The organism is Streptomyces sp. NPDC093568 (genome assembly GCF_044764945.1).
GTDB lineage: Bacteria > Actinomycetota > Actinomycetes > Streptomycetales > Streptomycetaceae > Streptomyces.
Genome location: NZ_JBIWJD010000017.1, coordinates 1 through 23,102 on the forward strand (window position 1 = coordinate 1; position 23,102 = coordinate 23,102).

General features: G+C 70.9%; 22 protein-coding genes and 1 pseudogene. 6 read left to right on the forward strand and 17 right to left on the reverse strand.

Annotated elements, in window-relative coordinates; translation table 11 throughout:
• Positions 1 to 492: 492 nt before the first annotated feature.
• Positions 493 to 681, reverse strand: a complete 189-nt coding sequence (locus tag ACIRD7_RS38990) for a hypothetical protein (RefSeq protein ID WP_403460739.1) — start codon at positions 679 to 681, stop codon at positions 493 to 495.
• A gap of 266 nt (positions 682 to 947) precedes the next feature.
• Here ACIRD7_RS38990 and ACIRD7_RS38995 point away from each other — a divergent pair, with 266 nt between their 5' ends.
• On the forward strand, positions 948 to 2,432 hold the full coding sequence (locus ACIRD7_RS38995; RefSeq protein ID WP_403460741.1) for an alpha/beta hydrolase: 1,485 nt from the start codon (positions 948 to 950) through the stop codon (positions 2,430 to 2,432).
• A gap of 31 nt (positions 2,433 to 2,463) precedes the next feature.
• Here ACIRD7_RS38995 and ACIRD7_RS39000 read toward each other — a convergent pair whose 3' ends face one another.
• Positions 2,464 to 2,781: an ankyrin repeat domain-containing protein gene (locus ACIRD7_RS39000; protein ID WP_403460824.1), complete on the reverse strand. Its 318-nt coding sequence runs from the start codon at positions 2,779 to 2,781 to the stop codon at positions 2,464 to 2,466.
• 218 nt (positions 2,782 to 2,999) lie between these two features.
• Here ACIRD7_RS39000 and ACIRD7_RS39005 point away from each other — a divergent pair, with 218 nt between their 5' ends.
• Complete coding sequence (locus tag ACIRD7_RS39005; protein WP_403460742.1) at positions 3,000 to 3,188, forward strand: hypothetical protein; 189 nt, start codon at positions 3,000 to 3,002, stop codon at positions 3,186 to 3,188.
• Positions 3,189 to 3,503: 315 nt separating this feature from the next.
• The gene (locus ACIRD7_RS39010) at positions 3,504 to 4,049 is read left to right on the forward strand and encodes a hypothetical protein (RefSeq protein WP_403460743.1); all 546 of its coding nucleotides are present in this window, start codon (positions 3,504 to 3,506) and stop codon (positions 4,047 to 4,049) included.
• A gap of 9 nt (positions 4,050 to 4,058) precedes the next feature.
• Here the strand turns inward: ACIRD7_RS39010 and ACIRD7_RS39015 are convergent, their stop codons facing one another.
• On the reverse strand, positions 4,059 to 5,063 hold the full coding sequence (locus ACIRD7_RS39015; RefSeq protein ID WP_403460825.1) for a LacI family DNA-binding transcriptional regulator: 1,005 nt from the start codon (positions 5,061 to 5,063) through the stop codon (positions 4,059 to 4,061).
• 179 nt (positions 5,064 to 5,242) lie between these two features.
• On the opposite strand from ACIRD7_RS39015, the pseudogene ACIRD7_RS39020 reads away from it, so the two are divergent.
• The 3 genes and pseudogenes from ACIRD7_RS39020 to ACIRD7_RS39030 all read left to right on the forward strand — a co-directional run.
• A pseudogene (locus ACIRD7_RS39020) lies at positions 5,243 to 5,419 on the forward strand (MFS transporter); the annotation flags it as partial.
• A gap of 13 nt (positions 5,420 to 5,432) precedes the next feature.
• Complete coding sequence (locus ACIRD7_RS39025; RefSeq protein WP_403460744.1) at positions 5,433 to 6,449, forward strand: Gfo/Idh/MocA family oxidoreductase; 1,017 nt, start codon at positions 5,433 to 5,435, stop codon at positions 6,447 to 6,449.
• Positions 6,446 to 7,315, forward strand: a complete 870-nt coding sequence (locus ACIRD7_RS39030) for a sugar phosphate isomerase/epimerase family protein (protein WP_403460746.1) — start codon at positions 6,446 to 6,448, stop codon at positions 7,313 to 7,315. Before ACIRD7_RS39025 ends, ACIRD7_RS39030 begins: the two co-directional genes overlap by 4 nt.
• Before the next feature lie 24 nt (positions 7,316 to 7,339).
• Here the strand turns inward: ACIRD7_RS39030 and ACIRD7_RS39035 are convergent, their stop codons facing one another.
• From ACIRD7_RS39035 to ACIRD7_RS39100, 14 genes are all read right to left on the reverse strand, one after another.
• Complete coding sequence (locus ACIRD7_RS39035; protein ID WP_403460747.1) at positions 7,340 to 7,516, reverse strand: hypothetical protein; 177 nt, start codon at positions 7,514 to 7,516, stop codon at positions 7,340 to 7,342.
• Positions 7,517 to 7,559: 43 nt separating this feature from the next.
• Positions 7,560 to 8,516, reverse strand: a complete 957-nt coding sequence (gene tgmB / locus ACIRD7_RS39040; RefSeq protein WP_403460748.1) for an ATP-grasp ribosomal peptide maturase — start codon at positions 8,514 to 8,516, stop codon at positions 7,560 to 7,562.
• Positions 8,517 to 8,529: 13 nt separating this feature from the next.
• The gene (gene tgmA / locus ACIRD7_RS39045) at positions 8,530 to 8,721 is read right to left on the reverse strand and encodes a putative ATP-grasp-modified RiPP (RefSeq protein ID WP_403460749.1); all 192 of its coding nucleotides are present in this window, start codon (positions 8,719 to 8,721) and stop codon (positions 8,530 to 8,532) included.
• 226 nt (positions 8,722 to 8,947) lie between these two features.
• Complete coding sequence (locus ACIRD7_RS39050; RefSeq protein ID WP_403460750.1) at positions 8,948 to 10,141, reverse strand: esterase-like activity of phytase family protein; 1,194 nt, start codon at positions 10,139 to 10,141, stop codon at positions 8,948 to 8,950.
• A gap of 53 nt (positions 10,142 to 10,194) precedes the next feature.
• Positions 10,195 to 11,673 carry an MFS transporter gene (locus ACIRD7_RS39055; RefSeq protein ID WP_403460827.1) on the reverse strand — a complete coding sequence of 493 codons (1,479 nt, stop codon included), beginning with the start codon at positions 11,671 to 11,673 and terminating at the stop codon, positions 10,195 to 10,197.
• Between the two features lie 212 nt (positions 11,674 to 11,885).
• On the reverse strand, positions 11,886 to 13,307 hold the full coding sequence (locus ACIRD7_RS39060; protein WP_403460751.1) for a cytochrome: 1,422 nt from the start codon (positions 13,305 to 13,307) through the stop codon (positions 11,886 to 11,888).
• A 113-nt stretch (positions 13,308 to 13,420) separates the two neighbouring features.
• Complete coding sequence (locus ACIRD7_RS39065) at positions 13,421 to 14,818, reverse strand: FAD-binding oxidoreductase (protein WP_403460752.1); 1,398 nt, start codon at positions 14,816 to 14,818, stop codon at positions 13,421 to 13,423.
• A gap of 219 nt (positions 14,819 to 15,037) precedes the next feature.
• Positions 15,038 to 15,679, reverse strand: a complete 642-nt coding sequence (locus tag ACIRD7_RS39070; RefSeq protein ID WP_403460754.1) for an ankyrin repeat domain-containing protein — start codon at positions 15,677 to 15,679, stop codon at positions 15,038 to 15,040.
• 24 nt (positions 15,680 to 15,703) lie between these two features.
• A complete protein-coding gene (locus tag ACIRD7_RS39075) occupies positions 15,704 to 16,693 on the reverse strand; it encodes an L-tyrosine/L-tryptophan isonitrile synthase family protein (RefSeq protein WP_403460755.1) in 990 nt (329 codons plus the stop codon).
• Positions 16,694 to 16,836: 143 nt separating this feature from the next.
• Positions 16,837 to 18,099 carry a cytochrome P450 gene (locus ACIRD7_RS39080; protein ID WP_403460756.1) on the reverse strand — a complete coding sequence of 421 codons (1,263 nt, stop codon included), beginning with the start codon at positions 18,097 to 18,099 and terminating at the stop codon, positions 16,837 to 16,839.
• Positions 18,100 to 18,111: 12 nt separating this feature from the next.
• Positions 18,112 to 19,938, reverse strand: a complete 1,827-nt coding sequence (gene asnB / locus ACIRD7_RS39085; protein ID WP_403460757.1) for an asparagine synthase (glutamine-hydrolyzing) — start codon at positions 19,936 to 19,938, stop codon at positions 18,112 to 18,114.
• 17 nt (positions 19,939 to 19,955) lie between these two features.
• Positions 19,956 to 20,771, reverse strand: coding sequence for an ABC transporter ATP-binding protein (locus tag ACIRD7_RS39090; RefSeq protein WP_403460758.1), 816 nt, complete (start codon positions 20,769 to 20,771; stop codon positions 19,956 to 19,958).
• A gap of 67 nt (positions 20,772 to 20,838) precedes the next feature.
• The gene (locus ACIRD7_RS39095; protein WP_403460828.1) at positions 20,839 to 21,912 is read right to left on the reverse strand and encodes a FecCD family ABC transporter permease; all 1,074 of its coding nucleotides are present in this window, start codon (positions 21,910 to 21,912) and stop codon (positions 20,839 to 20,841) included.
• Positions 21,913 to 21,926: 14 nt separating this feature from the next.
• Positions 21,927 to 22,988 carry an ABC transporter substrate-binding protein gene (locus tag ACIRD7_RS39100; protein WP_403460759.1) on the reverse strand — a complete coding sequence of 354 codons (1,062 nt, stop codon included), beginning with the start codon at positions 22,986 to 22,988 and terminating at the stop codon, positions 21,927 to 21,929.
• Positions 22,989 to 23,102 lie beyond the last annotated feature (114 nt).

The following is a 23,102-nucleotide window of genomic DNA, read 5'->3' on the forward strand; positions in this document are numbered from 1 at the left end:
TGCACACCTACAACCACCACCGCTGCCACACCGCACTCGCAGGCCAGCCACCCATCAGCCGCGTGAACAACGCTGCGGGTCAATACAGCTAGGCGCGTGCCGGGACAGGCGGGGTCGGCCGTGGCCGCGACGGGACACGGCCGGCCCCGCCGCCGGTCGGGCCCACTCGCGCGGTCATGCCGAGGTCATTACCTGTCACCTTCTGATAGAAGTTCCGGGCCCGTTCTGTTGGTCGCAGGCCAGGACCATGTGGTGCGGGGCGCCTGCAAGGCGGGGCGGGAACTTCCACCCGCTGAACCCACGGGATTGCCACAGGGAGAAGGCGGCACCACCGGGTCGATCAACGTCGCGGTGCGGCCCTGATCGCCCGCGTCAAACGGAGGCACGACAAGACGCGCGCCGTTCGCTGTCGCGGCTTTGGCGCGGCGGTCGACGTCGTCGACGGCCACGTAGTAGGCAACGTGGGCGGCCGTGTCCGGCGGATAGATCGGGTTAGCGAGGTCGCTGACGCTGCCGATCTGGGTAACCATCGATGATCACCTTGGTCACCCGTCGCCAATCCGCCTCATCCACCGCGAATTGCCAGCCCAGGGCCTGCGATAAGAAAGCGGCGGTGCCGGACTGGTCACGGATTTTCAGGTCCATCCAGCAGAACTCGTTCAACGAACCGAGGGTGGTCATCGTGTCCTCCTAGTCGTCTTACGAGTGCTGGGCACGGACTCGCAGGGCGACTGCGTAAGCGGGTTTCACCTGCCACCAAGCGTGCGTGGAACTGAGCGAGGGACTGAGATTCCCCTGCGCCTCAATCGCCCCTGACAGGTCCCCGATCTGCCCCTGAAAGGCCCCTGACAGCGACACCACATAGGCGACAGAGCGCCTAACGTGACGACGGTGCCCCGGCCGGGTCCGCACGTCTGACACATCCACTCTCTTCACGAGGAGGATCCATGCCGTTAGCGGGCAGATCCGCACTGCGGCGCATCGCCGCACGGGGTACGGCCATGGCCATAGGAGCCGCAATGGCCGTCATCGCCGGCCTCTCCGCCGCTCCCTCGGTCCACGCGTCGCCGTCTGCCACAGGGGCCCTGCGGTGGGCACCGTGTGACGACCCGGCGCAGCCGGGAGCCGAGTGCGCCACCCTTTCGGTGCCGGTCGACTGGGCCCACCCGGGCGGGCCGAGACTCGACCTGGCGGTGGCCCGCCGCAAGGCCACCGACCCCGGCGCACGCGTCGGCTCGATGGTCTTCGGCCCCGGCGGGCCCGGCGACTCGGGTGTGGACATGGTGGTGGGCCGCATCAGCCGGTTCAGCCCCGAGGTCCGCCGCAGGTTCGACATCGTCAGCTTCGACCCGCGTGGCGTGGGCCGCAGCAACCCGGTGACCTGCTCCGACGACCTGCTCGCCGAGCGGCCGTCACCGGAGCTGACGAGTCAGGCGGACTTCGACGCCACCATGGCGTACAACAGGCGGCTCCGTGCCGACTGCCGGGCCCGTACCGGCCCGGTGTTCGACCACCTTGACACCGCCCAGACGGTCCGGGACCTGGACGCCCTCCGGGCCGCCCTCGGCGAGCGGAAACTTACCTTCCACGGCAGCTCGTACGGCACGCTGCTCGGCGCGCAGTACGCCGAGACCTACCCGCGCCGCTTGCGCGCCTTGGTGCTGGAGAGCGTCATGGACCACAGCGTCCGGTCCACGCGTGACTTCCTGCAGTCCGAGGCGGCCACGGCAGAGGATTCATTCCAGGAGTTCGTGAAGTGGTGCGACGGTGCCGCGGACTGCGCGCTGCACCGCCGCGACGTCCGCACTGTCTGGCAGCGCCTATTGGCCCAGGCTGGGCGCGGCGAACTGGAGAACCCGTCGAAGCCGGGCACCTCGCTGTCGTCTTCGGACCTGGTCAACAAGATCGCGTTCCGCAAGTTCTACCAGGCCGACTACGCGGGCCTGGCCACGGCGATCGCCGAGATGGACGCGAGCAAACCAATGCCCGCGTCACCCATCTCGATAGCGCCACTACCTCCGGCAACCCCGGTCTTCTGCTCGGACTGGCACCTGCCGGTGCGCGACTATCAGGAGTACGCCTCGCTCGTCGCCATGATGAACACGACCGCACCTGACCTGCCTTACCTGCTGCCGATACACATGACAGCGGCGTGCCTGGGCGCGCCGACCGCCAACCCGCAGCACCGCCTGAAGGCACGGGGTGCCCCACCAATCCTGCTATCCAACGCGCTGCACGACCCTGCCACCGGCTACTCGTGGGCGGTCTCGGTGGCCCGGCAGCTCGGCCGTAGCGGCGTGCTCCTCACCTACGAGGGCCACGGCCACGGCAGCGTCACCAACGGCCCATGCATGGAGAACGCCGTGGACAGGTACCTCACCGACCTGGCGGTCCCCCCACCGGGCACCAGATGCCCCGCCGTGCCGTCCTGAACACTGCCCGCCGTCATCTGCCTGCGCAGCCTCACGATCTGATGTGCCGCCGCAACAGCTCGACTGCCAGGTCATGCCCGTAGTGCAGGGCGAGGTCCATGGGCGTTTGGCCGTCAGGATCCGCGAGTTGGGGATCAGCACCGAAGGCGAGGAGCACAGCGGTGGTATGCACGGTCAGCGGGCGGCCACTCTGCAGGGCGCCATCACCCTCGGCGTCAATGGCATGCGTGAGTAGCGTCATGTTGTCGCATACCTCGTCAGGGGAGACTCCGTCGGCCAGCAGCTGAGCCAACGTCTCCGCGTCCTCGTTCTCCACCGCCTGATGGGCCGGCGCGCAAGTGTTCTCCACGGCAGCATTCAACCGTTGTCGACGACCCGAGGCGACCAAAGCCCCACACATGACCCGGTCGCCACTGCCCGCATACATCACCGTTCCCGAATGCGCCACCACCAGCGCCCCGCCGTCCACCCGCTCACCCAACCCGGGTTCGGAAGAGTCCGACGTTCGAACTCCACGTCAATTCGTTCCACCAAGCGGCCCAGATCAGCTCGGGCTCCCCTGGGAAGATGACGCAGCGCTACATCAAGGTCATCTCGGCCGTCTTCGATCTCGATGCCTGGGCTCTCGTAAGGGCCAGTCAGATATCGCCCTGGCTGCTTGAAAGCCCACTCGTACCGACTGAGAGCCACAGCAACCGCGTCCGGCCACAGGTGTTCGGCTTCAACACGTCGCACAGCCGCCCGAGTTCGAGCTGAAACACCCGCGATCCGACGGACCGGCAGGTACTTGGGTGGCCGCCACCGCTCGGCGCGGACGGCCTTCGGACGCCTACGCGGCATCGCCCTTTCGGATCAGAATCATGTCGGCATTCTGCCACGGCCCGCATCCACAACGAGGTCTTAACGAAATGATCTGCTCATTGCCTGGTTCCCCGTGTCCGACTGTGACCTTGACGGTCCTCACCAACGGTCTTCGTGACGATGACCAGCCGCGCCGCGTCCAGTCAATCATCCATAATCGCCTGGTGGATGGCAGCGGTCGGCTAGCCAATCCCTTCGCGAAAGACTCCGATGACCCACGACGACGCCCTCGATCAACTCAGACGTCTAGCGCATGCGAGAGCATCTGGCAGGCACGTCGGATCTGACCGACTCATTCAGGCAGGGCTGGACGCGCTGCTCGCCGGCGTGGACAGCCCGTCCCTCGCCATGCTGGCCGGCCTCCTCCGCAGCGAGGAGCCCGAGGCGCCCGCGCTCTTCGACCAGGTGCTGGAGGAGCTGGGGCTGCTCTTTCACCCGCCCGCGGACCCCCGCGACGCAAGGTGGGCGATGGCCTACTGGATCGCCGGTCAAATCGCCGACGGGTCCCTGGATCCTGCCGCAGGCACTCATCTCATCTGGGCAGACATCGCCTATGACCTCGGCTATCCCGAGGAGCTCGAACGACTTGTGCACTGCGCGCACAACTTGGACGGCTGGGAGGAGAGCTGGGGCGTCTCCTTCGAATCACTCAGCCAGGAAGCGATCGAGGCAGCGAAGCAGTTCTTGAACGAGCACCCGGCAGCAAGAGACCGACAGCTTGCACTCGACACCGAGAGTGGGCCGTCTCCCATCTGAAGCCCTGCCTCAGCGGGCCGCTTCCCCCGGCGGCGGCCCGCTGGTGCCCCGGACAACGAGCTTCGGGTCCAACACAGCCTCCCGAGGCTCCAGTTCCGGGTTCTCCAGCCGCTCCACCGCGTAGCGGACGGCGTGCTCGGCCAGGAGGACGGCGTCCTGGCGGACGGTGGTCAGGCCGATCGGCATCAGGTGGGAGAGATGGCTGTCGTCGTAGCCGACCACCGACACGTCGCGCGGGACCTCGACGCCGGCCCGGGTCAGGGTCATCAGCAGGCCCATCGCGCACCGGTCGTTGCCCGCGACGACCGCCGTGGGCAGCGGCAGCCCCTGGTCCCGCTCCGCGAGCAGCATGCGACCGGTCTCGATGCCGGACTCCTCGGTGTGCGTGCCGGGGATCACCCGCAGCTCGGCCTCCAGACCGTGTCTGCGCATCGCGGCCCGGTAGGCGCGGCGCCGCTCGGCCGAGCCCGGGCCGCGTCCGCCGTCGATGTGCACGATCCGGCGATGGCCCAGCTCGACGAGATGCTCCATGGCCTGCCGCAGCCCCTTGCCCTCGGCGCTGTGCACGAAGTCCACCAGGGCGCCGGGCGCGCGACGGCCGACGGACACGGTCGCCGCACGGTGTCCGAGTTCGTCGAGGTAGGCCGGATCGGCGTCGGGCGCGAGCAGGATCAGTCCCTCGCAGCGGTGACCGAGCAGGGCCTCGATCGCCTTGGCCTCGCCTCGGCCCGGGGTCGTCCCGGAGAGCAGCACGTCGTAGCCGAGCCGCTCGGCCTCGGGGTAGATGCCCGCGATGAGGTCGGTGTGGAAGGTCTGGTGGACGATGAACATCACGCCGAGCGTGCGGCTGCGGCTGCGGGCGAGCAGCCTGGCGGCGTTGTCCGGGCGGTAGCCGATCTCGTCGGCGACACGCAGCACCCGTTCGCGGGTCGCGCTGCCGGCGCCCGGCAGATCCCGGAAGACGATCGAGACGAGCGCCCGGGAGACGCCCGCCTTCTCGGCGACGTCCGCCATCGTGGGCCGCTGACGGCCTGCCGCATCCACCTGTGCACCCACCCTTCTACGCCGCTCACCTTAGCGAGATCTCGAAATCCCCCAGCAACAAGCTATTGACATGACATTTGGACCAGGGTCATCGTACTCGCACTAGAGCGCGCTAGTAGAGCGCGATAGATGATTCAAGGACTTGTCATGGCAACGCCTGCCCGTCGCTGGTCCCCGGCATCGGGATCTCCAACACCTTCTCCCTGTTCGTGGTGGCGGGCCTGTTCTCGCTCACCTTCGTGAAGCTCCGCGTCCCCGGCGTCCCCGAGACGAAGGGCCGCTCGCTGGTACCCCTCGAAGCCGAACTCCGAGCGCGCTTCTCCTAGTTAGGAACTGATCATGACTGTTCGTGTTGGCGTCATCGGCGCCGGCTGGATCGGCAAGGAGCACATCCGGCGGCTGACCGGCACCGTCACCGGCGCCCGGGTCACCGCGGTCACCGACCTCGACGCCGCCCGTGCCGCCGAGGCGGCGGCCCCGGTCGGCGCCCGCGTGCTGTCCGACGGTGCCGCGGTGATCGCGGCGGACGACGTCGACGCCGTCCTGGTGACGTCCTGGGGGCCGACCCACGCCGAGCACGTGCTGGGCGCCATCGCCGCCGGGAAGCCGGTGTTCTGCGAGAAGCCGCTGGCCACGACCGCCGAGGACTGCCTGCGGATCGTCGAGGCCGAGGCCGCGCACGGCCGCCGCCTGGTCCAGGTCGGCTTCATGCGCCGCTGCGACGCCGGCTACCGGCAGATGAAGCAGGTCATCGACGCCGGGCGGATCGGCGAGCCGCTGATCGTGCACTGCGCCCACCGCAACCCGACCGTCCCGGAGTCGTACACCTCCGCCATGGCCGCCCTCGACACCGCGGTGCACGAGGTGGACGTACTGCGCTGGCTGCTCGACGACGAGATCGTGTCCACCCAGGTGATCACCCCGCGTGCCACGAGCAAGCGGTTCGGACACCTCAAGGACCCGCAGATCATGCTCTTCGAGACCGCCAAGGGCGTCCGGATCGACCTGGAGGTCTTCGTCAACTGCCAGTACGGCTACGACATCCAGTGCGAGGCCGTCGGCGAGGAGGGGCTGGTCCGGCTGCCCGACCCCGCGTCCGTCGGCGTACGCACCGCCGCTCAGCACAGCACGGAGGTGCTCACCGACTGGGTGGGCCGCTTCCGGCAGGCCTTCGACACCGAGTTCCGCGAGTGGATCGCGGGCCTCGCCACGGGCGACGGGCCCACCGGGCCATCCGCCTGGGACGGTTACGCCGCCACCGTCATCACCGCCGCGACGGTCGAGGCCCTGGAGTCGGGCCGGGTCGTAGCCACCGACATCAAGCCCCGTCCCGCCTTCTACGGAGGTGCCGCATGAAGATCGCCCTCGACCCGTACATGCTGCGTGCGCTGCCCATCGACGAGATGGTGCGCACGGTCGCCGAACTCGGCTACGACTACATCGAGTTGTCGCCGCGCGACGACTTCATGCCGTTCTTCCTGCACCCGCGCGCGGACGACGAGCGGATCGCGGAGCTGAGGAACGCGCTGCGCACGCACGGCGTCCAGCTGTCCTCCGTGCTGCCGCTGTACAAGTGGTCCTCGCCGGACGAGACGGAGCGGCAGGCGGCCGTGCGCTACTGGAAGCGGATGATCGAGATCACCGCCGCCCTCGAATGCCCGCTCATGAACAGCGAGTTCAACGGCCGCCCGGACCGCGCCGCCGAGAGCGAGGCCGCCTTCTGGCGCTCGATGGAGGAGCTGTTGCCGCTGTTCGAGCGCGAGGGCATCGCGCTGAACCTGGAGGCGCACCCGGACGACTTCTGCGAGGAGAACACGCCCGCGGTGAACCTGGTCCGCGCGATCGACCGGCCCTGGGTGAACTACCTCTACTGCGCCCCGCACTCCTTCCACCTCTCGGGCGCCTCGGAGGCCGGCGCCGACATCGCCGCGATGATGCGCTACGCCGGGGACAAGCTGCGGCACGTGCACATCGCGGACTCCTTCAACCACAAGGGCTCCTCCGGCCTGCGCTACATCCTCAACCCGCCCGGCACCCCGGCCCGGATCCACCAGCACTTGGACATCGGCCAGGGCGAGGTCGACTGGGACGCCTTCTTCGGCACGCTGCGCGAGATGGACTTCGACGGCGTCGCCACGGCCTGCGTCTTCGCCTGGGAGGAGCGGGCCAGGGAGTCCTCGGCGTTCATGCTGGACCGCATCCGCAAGGAGCTGGCCGCCTGAGCCGTACGGCGGTTCAGGCGGGCTTCAGCGCGAGCGGCGGGCGCTGAGGCCGCCGAGGAAGTCGCGCCACACGGCGGACAGATCGCTTTCGGCGTGCAGCCGTGGACCGGCCAGGTTCAGCGTGTCGAGTTTCTCCGGCGCGATCGGCCGCCGCGTGATGATCGTGCTCCCTCCCCCGAGGGCGGGTCCCGTGCTCCTCAACGCAGTCGGGCGGAGCTCGCGCCGCGCGGCGGCCCGGCCCGTGTCACCGGTGGCCGTCGAGGCCCCTGCGCTCCGCGCCGCGTCCTGCCAGCCACCGGGCGACCGCCTCCGCGATGGGCTGCCCGGTCTCCAGCTCGACGAAGCCGAACTGGCCGCCCTGATTGCACTCCAGGAACCACCAGATGCCGTCCTCGTCCTCGGCGAAGTCGAAGGCGGCGTACGCCAGTCCGGCCAGAGTGACGTACTCGTGCACCGACTTGCCGATGCGGTCCGGGACCTGGACCGGTTCCCAGGCGTGCCCGGTGTCGCCGTAGCGACCGTCGATCTGGTCGGGCGCGGCGGTCTTGCGCGCGGCGAACAGGCGGGTGCCGACGCAGGTCAGACGGATGTCGGCCCGCTTGGGAACGTACCGCTGGAGCAGCGCCGGTCCGGCAGCGACGGCGGAGAAGTCCGCGTCCGGGCCGATCAGGGTGGTGGGCAGGGCCAGCGAGGGCTCGCCGGGCGGTGGCCCCGAGGCGGACTTCACCACCACCTCGCGGTGCTCCTCGGCGAACTCCCGGGCCAGCCTGGGTGCCGTGGTGAAGACCGTCGGCGGCACGGCGAAGCCGCTCAGGTGGGCGACCCGCAACTGCCAGGGCTTCAGCCGGGCCTGATCGGCGTTGCGCGGATGGTTCATCCACCGTGCGCCGGCGGAGTGGAGCATCCCGTACAGCGCCTGCCGGGTCTCGGCGGTCAGCCACGGTGAGGGTTCGGCCGCGTTCGCGGCCGGTTCGCCGGGCCTGCGCACCCAGATGGAGCGCAGGCCGCCCATGCTGAGCACATGCCCGTTGACCGACAGATGGCCGTCGAAGTCGCCGTGGGCGTAGTCGACGGACAGTACGGCCTTGCCCGGCAGGTCGGCGGGGTCCAGACGCATCACGGGCGTCCCCGTGGCATGCAGTGCGGCCACCACCATGTCGGCGGTCACGTCCTCCTCGGACGTGAGGATCAGAACCGTCATGCGGCCCGGTCCGTCAGTCGTCGAAGTGGGTCGCGGACCCCGCGGTGGACGTCGTCGTGCCGGCCGCGAGCATCAGGTCCGGGTCACTGACGGCGGGCCGGCCGTCGGGCAGGATGTTCAGCTGCCGGGCCGGGTCGAAGTGATAGGGCGTCACCCCGCTCGGAAGCCCTCTGGAAATTGCGTAGTTGAGTGTGAACGGTCGCACTCGAAACCTCCACCTACGTTGTCTGCGTTACCGTCCTTTACGCGTAACTTGCGTAAGGAATTCATCACTTTCCGCCACGTCGGGGTGAACGTGGTCACACACCAGGGGCACCAGTCGCTTGCGCCTTCCCCACAAGTCACTCATCGGATGCGGCGCGAGAACTGTCACCCCTGACGGCGCGTGCCGGACCGATCACCCCCTCGACCGGTCCGGCCGCGACGCCGTGTCAGCGGAAGGCGCGCTTGTCGGCGTGCAGCCGCTGCGCGAGCCGGATGGTGATGAACTCGTTGTTGTCCGCCTTGCCGGCCATACGGCCCGACGAGAACGGGAAGTTGTTGTCGTTGAGGACCGCGAGCGTCCGGTCGTCGACGAGGTTCACGTCCTCGATCGTCTGGAACGGGAAGCGGAACGTCTTGTCGAAGCCGCCGAGGCCCTTGGGGTTGGCGATGTCGAGCAGGTCGGCGACCAGGGTCTTGTCCATCAGGCCGTCGCCGTCGCGGTCGCGGGTGTCGGCCAGGTAGATCCGCTTGAACTTGGCCGTGTCGCCCTGCCCGCCGTCCCGCTCGATGACCAGGAAGCGGTGCCGGTCGACGGCGATGGCGTCACCGATGGCGTTCGCGGTCGACTCCAGGCGGTAGACGAAACGCTTCCCCGTGTACGCGCGCTCGCGCAGATCGAACTCGCTGAACCGCAGGTCACCGGGGGTGTCGCCGTTCACCGTGCCTTCGAGGAGCGGGTAGAGGTGCCGGCCGTCCACGGAGCGGACCAGGCCCTCGAAGCCCTTGCTGCTGCCTATGTTGGGCTGGGCGCCGTTCAGGTAGGGGTTCTCCGGCGCCTTCACCCCGTCGAGCGCGATGGGCGCCTCCAGGAGGCGGCCCTTCGCGGAGAAGTGCAGCAGCCAGGGGCCGAACTCGTCGCCCAGCCAGTACGTGCCGTCCGGCATCCGCTGGATCGACTCGACGTCGAAGTCGGCGCCGGTGAGCACCCGGTCGGCCCGCGTCAGCGGGAACGGCACGTGGTGGTGGGGGTCGCTCAGGTTGAACCCGCCGAGCACCTTGACCTCGCCGGTCCGCGTGTCCGGCTTGATGCGGTGGACGCGCAGCAGGAAGTCGGCACTGTTGGCCTTGTTGCCGTAGCCGTTGTCCGACAGCACCTCGAAGGTGCCGTCACGCCGGTTCACGACACCGCTGAAGCCCTGCACCGGCTGGTGCGCGAACGGCGCCGCGATCCCGTTGAAGGGGCCCGCGCCGATGGCGGAGCCGGACGGCTCGCTGCCCGGCACGAACGTCTCGGCGGGCAGGGACGCGAAGCCGGTCAGGGCGGCCCGGCCGAAGTCCTGCGCGTCGCGGTCGGCCACGGCGGGGGAGGCCAGTCCGACGGTCAGCGCCGCGGCACTGACCATGATCGTCATTCTTCTCATGGCGCGCACAGTAAGAGCGTCGGGTGACGGGGGCCCCAACGAAAGGCGTCCAGTCAGGGCGTCGGCATCCCGCCGCCCTGGAGCCGCTCCAGGTCCGAGGGGCGGACCTGGATGACGAGCAGGGCGATGACCGCCGCGATGCCGGTGAAGATCGCGGCCACGACGAAGGCGGCGGAGACACCGGAGGTGAGGATCTCGTCGGCGTACTGCGAGGGGAGCTGGCCGGTGCGTTCGAAGCGCAGCCGTTCCAGCGGGGTCGCCTGGGACAGGAACGCGGGTATCTGTTTGTCGGCCTCGTTGTTGCTGGCCGTACCGAACGTCGTGACCAGGATGGACAGGCCGAGTGAGCCGCCCACCTGCTGGGTGGCGTTGAGCAGTCCCGACGCCGCGCCGGTCTCCGCGGGGGTCACGTTGGACAGGGCCATCAGGGTCAGGGACACGAACTCCATACCCATGCCGAGACTGAAGACGAGCATCGGGCCCAGGATGCTGCCCAGGTAGGTGGAGTGGACGTCGGTGAGGGTCAGCCAGGACAGACCCGCGGCGGCCAGGATCGCGCCCGTCACCATGAACGGCTTGGGCCCGTACTTCGGCAGCAGCTGCGAGGCGATCCCCGCACCCACCGCGATGACCGCGCTCACCGGCAGGAAGGCGAGGCCGGCCTCCAGCGGGCTGAAGTTCAGCACGTCCTGCACGAAGAGCGTGAGGAAGAAGAACATGCCGAAGATCGCGGCGGCCAGGCTAAGCATGATGCCGTACGTGCCCGCCCGGTTGCGGTCGGCGAACATGTGCAGCGGGGTGATGGGCTGTCTGGAGCGCTGTTCGACCAGGACGAACAGCAGCAGGAAGACGACGGCGGCGCCGAACGCCCCCAGCGTGAGCGCGTCCCGCCAGCCGTCCTGCGCGGCCCGGATGAACCCGTACACCAGCAGCACCATGCCGATCGTGGAGGTCAGCGCGCCCGCTATGTCGAAGTGCCCGGCATGGCGCTCGGACTCCCGGATCCAGCGTGGGGTGGCGAGCACGATCAGCAGCCCGATCGGCACGTTGACGAAGAGCACCCAGCGCCAGTTGAGCCACTCGACGAGCATGCCGCCGGCCAGCAGCCCGATCGCGCCGCCGCCCGCCGAGACCGCGGCGAAGACGCCGAACGCCCTGTTGCGTTCAGGCCCTTCACGGAAGGTCGTGCTGATCAGGGCGAGGGAGGTGGGGGACGCGATGGCGCCGCCGACCCCCTGCAGGGCTCGGGCGGCGAGGAGTTGCCAGGAGTTCTGGGACAGTCCGCCGAGCAGGGAGGCGAGGACGAAGAGCAGGACGCCGAAGACGAACACCCGCCGTCTGCCGAGGATGTCGCCCATCCTGCCGCCGAGCAGCAGCAGCCCGCCGAAGGTGAGCGTGTAGGCGTTGACCACCCAGGACAGGCTCGTGGTGGAGAAGTCGAGCGAGCTCTGGATGTGCGGAAGGGCGATGTTCACGATGGTGATGTCGAGCACCACCATCAGCTGGCAGGAGGCGATGACGAACAGCGCCATACCGCTGCCGCGGCCGTTGCCCCGCTCCGTCTCCTGCGGGGTGGCCTGCGCTTCGGGGGTCGGCTCGGGAGTGCTCATGGCATCGCGCCGTGGCGGGGGTTCAGGTGGCTGGTGCCCGCCACCATTCGACGGTACGCCCGTGCCGGGCGGGCCTCCAGTCGATCACGGGAGCCTCGGGCCGCGGCCGCCGGGCAGCGACGCGCGGCCCGGGATCAGCGGCCACCGCGGATCAGGCCCGTGAGATAGCGCCACAGGGAGGAGCGCTGCCGCGCGGACCGGTCCGGCAGCACCGGCTCCGTGCCCTCCTGTGCCGGCCGTGGGAGCGCCGGTCGCCCGGGCGCCGCGGCCCGCTCCGGTTCCGGGGCGAGGGCGTAGTGCACCGGCAGCGACCGCAGACCGCGCATGAACGGAGACGAACGCCAGGGCAGTTGGTCGGCGGGCAGGGCGAGCTCCAGATCGGAGAACCGCTCGAAGAGCCGGCCCACGCCGACCGCCGCGACGGTGGACGCCAGCTCGCGGGCCGGGCACTGGCGGCGGCCCGCGCCCCAGGACAGGTGCGCGCGGGTGCTGATCGTGCTGCTCGGGGCGACATGGTCGGCGAACAGCGGGTCGGCGTGCGCGGCGGCGGCGGAGACCCACACCGGGTCGCCGGCGCGGATCGTGTAGATGCCGAGCGGGGTGTCCTCGGCGGCGAAGCGCGGGACGAAGTTCACCAGCGGCGGCTTGCGCATCACGACCCGGTTCATGGTCTCCCGGATCATCCCGGCGGAGAGGCTGGCCCGGACGCCGCCGCCGTCGCCGGAGATGACCTCGACCACGGTGTTCGAGATGAGGATGCCGACGTGGTCGGAGGTCATGCCCAGCAGCATGAACAGCTCGCGGGCCAGCTCGTCGAGGGAGAGCCCGGGATGCGCGGCGAGCAGGTAGGAGGGGAAGTCGTCGCCGGGTTCCTTCAGCTTCACGGCGGCGAGTTCCGCGAGGGTCGCCAGCAGCCGCTCCAGGGCGGGTTCGGCGTCGGGGCCCGCGTCGAGGACCCGCCACATGTCCATCAGGGCGTCGTCGCCCTGTGAGCCGGGGAAGCCGAGGAGGTGGCTGGCCACCATCAGCGGCAGCGGCCGGGAGAACTGCGCGGACAGGTCCGCGACGCCCGTGCCGCCGCCCTGCCCGACCAGGGTGATCAGCTCGTCGGCGTAGGCGGCGACGGCCGCCTTGAGCCGCTTCGCCTGCGGGTGGCCGGGGTCCTGGAACGGCTTGAGCGCCGCGTCCCAGGCGGTTCGCAGCGCCCCGTAGCCGGGGCCGCCCTGGATCAGGACGTGGTTGACCTCCAGGGACGGCCCGAGCGGCCAGTCGGCGGGCACTTCGCCGTCGGTGCGGGCCCGCCAGTTCTCCAGCCCCTTCGGCCAGCCCTCGTCGTCCTGGAGCACCTGGAGCGCCTCCCGGTAGCCGAGCACCAGCCAGGCGGGAACGCCCAGCAGGTCGACCGGGGCGACGGGGCCGTGCCGCTGGCGCAGCCGCTCGTACACGAGCGAGGGGCGTGTCTCGTAGTCACGGGTCAGCAGTGGCTCAAGCGTCAAGTCCTCCAGGCGCGTGCCGTCGGTCTGCACGGATCCGCTCTCGCCCACCTGGGACTCCATCGCCCTGCCGCCCTCCGACACTCCCCGCACCGGCGCACTACCAGTGAGTAACCGAACACCCGTGGGGACCCTACCCCAGGCGGTGCTCCGGGGTGAACGAAGGTGCGAGGACGTCAGCCGGTGGCCGGCGGGATGTTCTGGTTGGCGTGGAAGAAGTTGTCCGGGTCGTAGGTGTGCTTGGTCGCGGCCAGCCGGTCGTAGTGGCCGCGGTAGGTGGCCCGGACGCGGTCCGTGCTCTCGCCCTCGCCGATGAAGTTGATGTAGGAGCCGCCCATGGAGTGCGGGTGCAGATCGCTCCAGTAGTCGACGCTCCACTGCCGGATCACCTCGGCGTTGGCGGGGTCCGGGTCGACCCCGGCGATCACCGCGGACCACACGGCGTCCCGGTAGGCCCAGGCCGTGTCGTCGGTGCCGAGCCGGTGGGCCGCGGCGTCCACGGGATACAGGTGCATCAGGGACAGTTCGGTGGGGAGGTTCTCGCCGTACTTGCGGTGCACGTCGATCGCGGCGTCGGAGATCTGGTCGAAGAAGTCGCCGCGCCAGTACCACTGGTAACCCTTCGGGATCAGTTCGTCGAACATGCCCTGCAGGGCGGGGTAGGGCATCGGCGTGGTGAAGTGGAAGGCGGACGGCGCCGGTTCGTTGACCGGGGTCAGCGCCTGTTCCAGGCCGCCGCCCGCCAGGTCGCCGGTGTAGCACCAGACGATGCCGCACATCTTCTGCCCGTGGATCGGCTCGGGGAACGGCGGTCCGGGCGGGATGGTGAACAGGGTGAAGAAGCCGTTGAGGTCGGGTGGAGCGGCGGGCAGGAACTCCCGGTACCAGCGCAGCACTTCGGGGGTGCGGTCGACCGGCCACACCGTGACCGCGACACCGACCGTGCCCACCGGGTGCAGCCGGAAGGTGAACGACGTGACGACGCCGAAGTTCCCGCCGCCGCCCCGCAGCGCCCAGAACAGCTCGGGGTGCTCGTCCGCGGAGGCGGTGACGAAGGTCCCGTCGGCGAGGACGACGTCGGCGGACAGCAGGCTGTCGACGGTCAGTCCGTACTTGCGGGTCAGATGACCGTGGCCGCCGCCGAGGGTGAGGCCGCCCACGCCGGTCATCGAGATGATGCCGGTGGGCACCCCCAGGTCGAAGGTGTGGGCCGCGTGGTCCAGGTCGCCGAGCTGTGCTCCGCCGGCCACCTGCGCGGTCTTCGCACCCGGGTCCACGCGCACTCCGCGCATGGTCGACAGGTCGAGGACGAGGGCGTCGTCGACGAGGCACAGTCCGGGGCCGCTGTGGCCGCCGCCGCGCACCGCGAGTTCCACTCCGGTGTCCCTGGCGACGGAGATCACGGTCCGTACGTCCGCCACGTCCACGCACTGCGCGATGGCCGCGGGGCGCCGGTCGATCATGGCGTTGTAGAGGCTGCGGGCCTCGTCGTAGCCGGGGTCGTTCGGCGTGATGACGGGCCCTCGCATCGCCTCGCGCAGGCCTTCCAGTGCTGTTCCGTTGATGCCGCCCATGGCCGGCTCCCTCCGTGTGCGGACGGTGAGCCGCGTACGGATGAGGCGCCTGACGTCCGGGCGGGTTTGCGGGGGCGTGGTGCGCGAATCCGTTCGCACCTCGTGTCGATGTGTCGACCTGTCGATGTCGGCAGGGCGCAGCGGCCCCGCCGGGTCCCAGTCTTCACCCCTGCCGGAGCGAGCGCACCTCGGCGGGCGGCACGAGCCGGTCCGGCTGGATCAGACCAACTCCCCGGCGGACTTGGCGCCGTGCTCGCGCAGCCATCCGACCAGCGTGTGGTGGCCCGCGCGGTCGGCGGCGTCCAGCGCGGTGAGCCGGTCGTAGCCGATCCAGTTGACGTCACCGCCCCTGCGCAGCAGGTAGTCGGCCATCGGCTGCTGCCCGCCGTGGCAGGCGCACCACAGCGCGGCCGTGATGTCCTCGGGGGCGGGCCGGCCGGTGCCGGAGGTGAAACAGGCGGTGACGCGGTCGGCCTCGCCGAGGGCGGCGGCCTGCCACAGGGTGGTGCGGGCACCGCGCTCCAGCAGCCGCCGGGCGCACTTCCACTGCCCGAAGGCCACCGCGTCCGCCAGCGGCGTGCCGTCGCCGATCACGCCGCCGTCGGCCTCGATGTCCGCGCCGAGATCGAGCAGGGTGTCCAGCACGGGTACGTCGTCGCAGCCGGCCGCCCAGTGCAGCGGGGTCTCGCGGTGTGCGCCGGTGAACCGGGCGGAAGTTGCCGGGCCAGTCGGTGGCGATGTGCAGCAGGGTCCGCGTGGTCTTCGTGTCGCCCACCCGTGCCGTGGCCAGCCCCGGATGCGCGGTGAGCAGGTCGCCCAGCGCTCCCACGTCACCGGTCCGGATCGCCTCCCCCACGGCACGGGCCAGCGGAGCGGTCGTATCGATCAGCATCCAGTCACCTCCCGGTCCCCACCTGGGTAACACAGCCCACTGACAACGCCGGGCCGCTCGAAGTGGCTCGGTCTGCCCTCGCGGTGGACGAGGCGGCCGAGTCTCTCGGCCCGCGCGCGGGGCAGCAGGGTCCAGCGGCCGTCGGGCTCCCGCAGGGCGGCGGAGTGCCAGGGCGTGGCCCAGACGTCCGGGGCGTCCAGGAGGCGGATGCCGAACTTGGGGGCGCCGGCCGGCTGCGGGTGGATCGACAGCCGTACGGCACTCGGGTGCCGGCCGGCGATCAGCGCACCCCACGCCCGGCTGCGCTGGATGACGCCGTACGCCCGCCTGCGGCACTCGCGTTGGAGGGCGGAGCGGGTGCCGGTGAAGTCGGCCGTGTCCTCGACCAGGAAACGCGTGATGCCCCGGTACAGCGCGAGAGTGGGGGCGTCGTCGCGGACCTCGGCGCGCAGCGCGTCCAGGCTGGGGGCGTGGCGGTGGTGGACCTCGGCGCGCTTGACGTCGTGCGGGAGGTCCCCGAGGACGTCGCGCAGGTCGAAGACGGAGAGGCGGTCCAGGTCCGACTCCCGTATGAGCGCGCGCAGTTCGTCCGCGTAGGCGTCGATGTGGTGGTCGGGGACGCGGATCAGGTCGCCGAAGACATGACCGTCGGAGCAGATGACGACCCTGGCGCCGGGTGGGTAGATCCGCTCGATGTCCGTGCAGAGCGACTGCAAGAACCGCAGTGAGAGGCGTTCGCCCTGGTCGGGGAGGTGGCCCAGCACCTTCGCCGGGTTGGGCGACTTGCAGGGGAAGCCGGGCAGCGTGAACACGACGGGCTCGCCCTCCCGCACGAACCCGGCGATCCGGCGCAGCTGGTGGCCGAAGGCGTCCGGGGTGGCGGGAGCCGGGCCGGTCGTGCGGTGGTACGGCAGCAGCCGTTCCAGGATGGAGGCGCTGACGTGGCTCGTGGCGCGCGTGTCCGGTGCGGTCGTCATGGGCATGGGGGCCTCCGTGCAGGCAAGCGGGCATGGCGGGCCGGCGTCCCGGTCTCGGTGCCGGACGCCGCTCGCGGGGCGGGGGGGCGGCCAGGGCGTGGGGCGGGTGGTGAACGGGACCCGGGTTGCGACGTGTTCGGTGGTCGGTGTCAGACGCGTCGGTCGTAGCCGACCGGCAGCCGGTTGGTGCCGCGGCCCAGGACGGACGGGATCCACTCGATGTCCTCGTCGCCGATCGCGAGGTGCAGACCGGGCAGCCGCGCGAGCAGGGTGCCCAGGGCGATGCGCAGTTCGGCGCGGGCCAGTGCGGCGCCCGGGCAGAAGTGGATGCCGTGGCCGAAGGCGAGGTGGGGGTTGGGGCTGCGGTCGAGGTCGAGGGCGTCGGGGTCGGGGAAGCGGCGCGGGTCCCGGTTGGCGGCGCACAGGGAGATGATCACTGAGTCGCCGGCCGGGACCCCGGTGCCGTGCAGATCGCTGTCCCGGTCGAAGAAGCGCCAGGTGGTCAGCTCGAAGGCGCTGTCGTGGCGCAGCAGTTCCTCGACCGCGCGGGGCAGCAGGGCCGGGTCGTCGCGCAGCCGGGCGAGCTGGTCGGGGTGGCGGAACAGGGCGATCAGGGCCGTGGTGATCTGGTTCGTGACCGGTTCCTGGCCCGCCACCAGCAGCTGGAAGATCATCGAGTCCAGCTCCTCCTGGGTCAGTTCACCCCGGTCGCGGGCCTCGACGAGCCGGCCGAGCAGGTCGTCGTCGCCGTGCTCCCGTTTGCGGGCGACGACCTCGGCGATGTAGCTCTCCAGGCCGTGCAGCCGCGCCTCGTACAGCGCTCGCCCCGGGTCCGCCGGGCCGACCGGCTGGACGACCTTGCCCCAGTCGCGGTCGAAGCGCTCGGCCAGCTCGGCCGGCAGGCCGATGACTTCGGCGAGGACCTGGAAGGGGAAGTGGGCGGCGAAGCCGGTGACCAGGTCGGCGGGTCCGGCCTCCGGGAGGGAGTCGACGAGCCGGTCGGCCAACTCCTGGAACCGGGGCAGCAGTCGCTCGATCCGCCGCGGTGCGAAGGCGTCGGCGACGAAGCGCCGCATGTGCGTGTGCTTCGGCGGGTCCTGGTGCAGGAGGTGGACCTGGAGCCGGGAGTGCTGCGGTTCGGGCATGATCGAGGCGCGGGCGCGCCAGCTGTCGTTGCCACGGTCGTGGCTCTTGCCGAGGCGGTCGTCGTTCAGGGCGGCGTGCGCGGCGTCGTAGCCGGTCACGAGCCAGGCCCGGACACCGCTGGGAAAGAGGACACGATGCACCGGGCCCGCCTCCCGCATCCGCTCGTAGAGGGGGTAGGGGTCGCTCTTGTAGGGGCAGCCCATCAGCGGGACCGGGTCGGGGAGCGGCTCCGGGTCCATCGCCGGGAGGGGTTCCTGGAGGGTCATGTACGGGGCTCCTCAGAGAGCGAGTTCGGGCTTGTGGTGGTCCAGCCACAGGGCGAGGTCGACGACGCGTTCGAGGCGCAGCCGGTGGCCCCACTCCAGCCGCTCCGGCGGGGTGTCGAGGCAGGGCTTGACGCGGGTCTCGTCGGCGAGCGCGCGGACCTGTTCGACGGCGAGGGCCTCGCGGGCCAGGTCCTGCAGGCCGCGGTTGTAGTCGGGGTGATGGGTGGCCGGGTAGTGGTTCTTGGGGCGGTGCAGCACCGACTCGGGCGCCAGCCCGGCTCCGGCGGCGCGCAGCAGGCTCTTCTCCCGGCCGTCGAAACTCTTCAGCGCCCAGGGGATGTCGAAGGCGTACTGGACGAGCCGGTGGTCGCAGTACGGAACGCGGACCTCCAGCCCCCGGGCCATGCTCAACCGGTCCTTGCGGTGCAGGAGTTGCCGCAGCCAGCGGGTCAGGGACAGGTGCTGCATCTCGCGTTGCCGGTACTCGACGGGGCTCTCGCCGTCGAGGTGCGGTACGGCGGCGAGAGCACTGCGGTAGATGTCAGCCCTGAACTCACCTACCCGCAGGTCGAGTTCGAGGTTGAGAGGCATCGCGGCCTCGTCTCCGGTGACCAGCAGCCAGGGGAAGGTGTCGGCGGCCAGCGCCTTGGGACTGTGGAACCAGGGATAGCCGCCGAACACCTCGTCGGCGGCCTCGCCGGACAGGGCGACGGTGGAGTGCCGCCGTATCTCCCCGAACAGCAGATACAGCGAGGTGTCCATGTCGCCGACGCCGATCGGCGAGTCGCGGGCCACGACGACGGCCCTGCGGTGCTCCAGGTCGAGCAGGTCACGCGGGTCCAGTACGACCGTGCTGTGGTCGGTGCCGATGAACGCGCCCGCCTCGGTGGCGTACGGGGTGTCGTGGCCGGTGCGCAGGACATCCCCGGTGAACCGCTCGGCCTGGTCGCTGTAGTCGACCGCGTAGGAGCGGATGCGGGCGTCCGGGCCCTCGCGCAGGCGGAGTTCGTCGGCGAGCAGGGCGGTCAGGACGGTGGAGTCGATGCCGCCGGACAGCAGGCTGCACAGCGGGACGTCGGCCTCCAGCTGGCCCCGGGCCGCCGTGCCGACGAGAGCGGCGACCCGCTCCACGGTGGTGTCCCGGTCGTCCTCGTGCGCACCGGCCTCCAGCTGCCAGTAGCGGCGCTCGCGGACGCCGTCCCGGTCCAGGACGAGCAGGCCGCCCGGCTCGACCTCGCGTACGCCGGACCACACCGTCGGCCCCGTGTTGAACAGCAGGCTGTACGCCTCCCGCAGCCCGTCCGCGTCCACCCTGGGCCGTAGCTCGGGGTGGGCGAAGAGCGCCTTGGGCTCGGAGGCGAAGGCGAGTCCACCGTCGACCGCCGCCCAGAACAGCGGTTTGACGCCGAGCCGGTCGCGGACGAGCAGCAGCCGCTCGGCGCGCTCGTCCCAGACGGCGAAGGCGTACATGCCCTCCAGGTGGTCGGCGACTCCGTCGCCCCACTCGGCGTAGGCGCGCAGCACGACCTCGGTGTCGCTGCGGGTGCGGAAGCGGTGTCCGCGACCGCGCAGTTCGGCGCGCAGCTCGTGGTGGTTGTAGACCTCGCCGCTGTAACTGAGCACGACCGTGGGCTCGTACGGCCGGTCGGTCATGGGCTGCCGGCCGCCGTCGAGGTCGATGACGGCGAGGCGTCGGTGGCCGATCGCGGCCCGCTCCCCCAGCCACACGCCCCCGGCGTCGGGGCCGCGCGGGGCGATCCGCTCGGTCATGGCCTCGATGACCGGGGCCTGGGTGCGGGCGTCGCCGTGGAAGGACGCCCAGCCGGTGATTCCGCACATGCAGAGGACTCCTCAGCTCAGCTCGGGACGGTGTCGGTGGACCGTTCGGGGACGGTGGCGGCCGCGGGCGTCCGGTGGTCGAAGGCGATCAGCGGGTCGCCGGTGAGCGGGTGGTCGACCACGGTCGCCCGTACGCCGAAGACCTCGGCCAGCAGATCGGGCCGCAGCACCTCGCGGGGCGGACCCGAGGCGACCACCCGGCCGCCGTGCAGGACGTGCAGCCGGTCGCAGACGGAGGCGGCGGCGTTGAGGTCGTGCAGCGACACCAGGGTCGTGCGGCGCCCCGCCCGCAGCAGCGCGAGGAGTTCCACCTGGTGCCGGATGTCGAGGTGGTTGGTGGGCTCGTCCAGGACCAGGACGTCCGGCTGCTGGGCGAAGGCACGGGCCAGCAGGACGCGTTGGCGCTCCCCGCCGGACAGTTCGGTGAACCGGCGTCCAGCGTGCCGCGCCATGCCGACGTCCGCGAGAGCGCGGGCGACGACGTCCCGGTCGGTGGCGTCCTCGCCCGCGAAGGCCCGCTTGTAGGGCGTACGGCCCATGGCGACGACCTCGCGGACGGTCAGTTCGAAGTCGCCGCCCCGCTCCTGCGGGAGCGCGGCGATGTGCCGGGCCGCCTCGACAGGGCTGAGCCGGCGCAGGTCCGTGCCGGACAGCAGGACCCGGCCCGCGGCCGGCTTCAGGTGCCGGTAGACCGTGCGCAGCAAGGTGGACTTGCCACTGCCGTTCGGCCCGACGAGGCCGGTGATCTCGCCCTCGGCGGCGACGATCCGGGCGCCGGCGACGACCGTACGGCCGTCGTAGGCGACGTGCAGGTTCTCGATGTCGATCCTCATCGCCGGCTCCCCCTGGCCTTCATCGTCAGCGCCCCCCTGGTCCTCGTCGTCGGCTCCCCCGCGATCCTCAATGTCCGCTCCCCAGGCGTCGGTCCAGCAGATACAGCAGTGCCGGTGCGCCGATCAGCGAGGTGACGACTCCGACCGGCAGCTCCTGGGTGTCCATGGCCGTACGGCAGACGATGTCGACCACGACCAGGAGCAGCGCCCCGAACAGCGCCGAGACGGGCAGCAGACGGCGGTGGTCGCCGCCGACCAGCAGGCGGCAGACGTGCGGCACCATGAGCGCGACGAAGGCGATCGCGCCGGAGACGGCGACGAGGACGCCGGTCAGCAGGCTGGTGAGCGTGAACAGTTCCCGGCGCAGCCGGGTGGCGTCGACGCCGAGTCCGGCCGCGGTCTCGTCGCCCATGAGCAGGGCGTTGAGTCCCCGCGCGCGGGCCAGCAGCCACAGCAGCGCCCCGGGCACGGCGACGGCGGGAGCGGCCAGCAGCGGCCAACCCGCGCCGCCGAGGCTGCCCATGAGCCAGAACAGCACACTGCGGGTCTGCTGCTCGTCCCCGGCCTGGAGCACCAGATAGCTGGTGAACCCGGACAGGAACTGCCCGATCGCCACCCCGGCCAGCACCAGCCTCAGCGGCGCGAACCCCCCGCGGCGCCGGGCCACCGTCCACACCAGCGCGAAGGTGGCGAGGGCGCCCGCGAACGCCGCGCCGGACAGGCCGAGCCCGAGCGCGCCGCCCGCGCCGAGGCCGAGCACGATCGCGGCGACCGCGCCGAGGGAGGCGCCGTTGGAGATGCCGAGGAAGTACGGGTCGGCCAGCGGGTTGCGCACCAGGGCCTGCGTCGCCGTACCGCACAGTCCGAGGCCGGCGCCGACGAGGGCCGCCAACAGGGCGCGGGGCACCCGGAGTTGCCACACGATCAGGTCGTCGGTGCCGGGGCGGGGTGCCGCGCCGGACAGCCGGCGCCCCACCACCGCCCACACCTCGCCCGCCGGGATGGACGTGGAGCCCCAGGACACCGCCGCGGTGAGGGCGGCCAGCAGGGCCAGGACGAGGACGAGGGCCAGTGGCCCGGCGGGCACGGTGCGCGTCCGGGCGCGCTCCTGCGGATCCGCCGGGCCGGTCCGGCTACCCAGACTGTCGGTCACGGTCAGCGGACCTTGCCCGGGTACAGCGTCCTGGCGATCTCCTCGACGGTGTCGGCGTTGGCGACACCGCCGATCGTGGTCCGCTCCGAGCCGATGCGCAGGAAGTGGCCCTCCTTGACGGCCTTGAGGCCCTTGGTGGCGGAGTTCGACTCCAGCCACTTCTGAGCCTCGTCGAAGGCCCGGTCGTTCGCGGCCCGGCTGCCCCGGTTGCGCACGCCGAGCTGGATCCAGTCCGGGTTCTTCGCGATCACGTCCTCCCAGCCGACCTGCTTGTAGTCGCCGTCGCAGTCGGCGAAGACGTTGCGGGCCCCGGCGAGGCTGATGACCGCGTTGGCGACCTGGCGGTTGCAGACGGCGATGGGCTGCTTGGTGCCGGCGTCGTAGTCGAAGAAGAAGTACGCGGGCCGCTCGTCCTCGGCGGTGCCGCCCACCGCCTCGCGGACGGCGTCCACCTTCTCGCGCATCCCGTCGACGAGTTCCTTCGCCTTCGCGCGCATCCCCGTGACCGCCCCGAGGGAGGTGATGTCGTCCTGGACGGCGGAGAGGTCGGTGACCGGGCTCTCGCTCATGGCGGCGCAGGCGGTGGACTTCAGGAAGGTGTGCTTGATGCCGGCCGCCTTGAACTCCTCCTCGCTCGGCGTCTCCCCCATCCCCGCGCCCATGTCCATCGAGGCGAAGGTGTCGATGTAGAGATCGGCGCCGGAGCCGAGGAGCTTCTCCTTGGGGATGACGTGCTCGCCGAGCACCTTCACCCGCTGGGCCTGGTCGTCGAGCGCGCCCGGCAGGGTGCCCTTTCCGGGCGGGAAGCCGGTGCCGAGCACCTTGTCCCCGGCGCCCAGGCGCAGCAGCAGTTCCAGGCTGGAGGCGTTGCTGGTGACGATGTTCCGCGGGGCCGAGGTGAACGTCGTCCTGGCGCCCGCGCAGTCGGTCACGGTGACCGGGTAGCCGGCTGAGCCCTTGCCGGCGGCCGGACCGGCGTCGCCGTCGCCCCCGCTGCCGCAGCCCGCCGCCAACAGGCCGCCGAACGCCACGGCCGTCGTCGCCCGCCACCTACGAGAACGCATCGAAACAACTCCCCTGGATCCACTGGTTACTCGGGCGGATCTCCGCCGCCCGATCCAGTAGTCGGGGCGAACCCGGTGTCAGTTCCCGGCGGGGAGACCGACACCGGGTTCCCG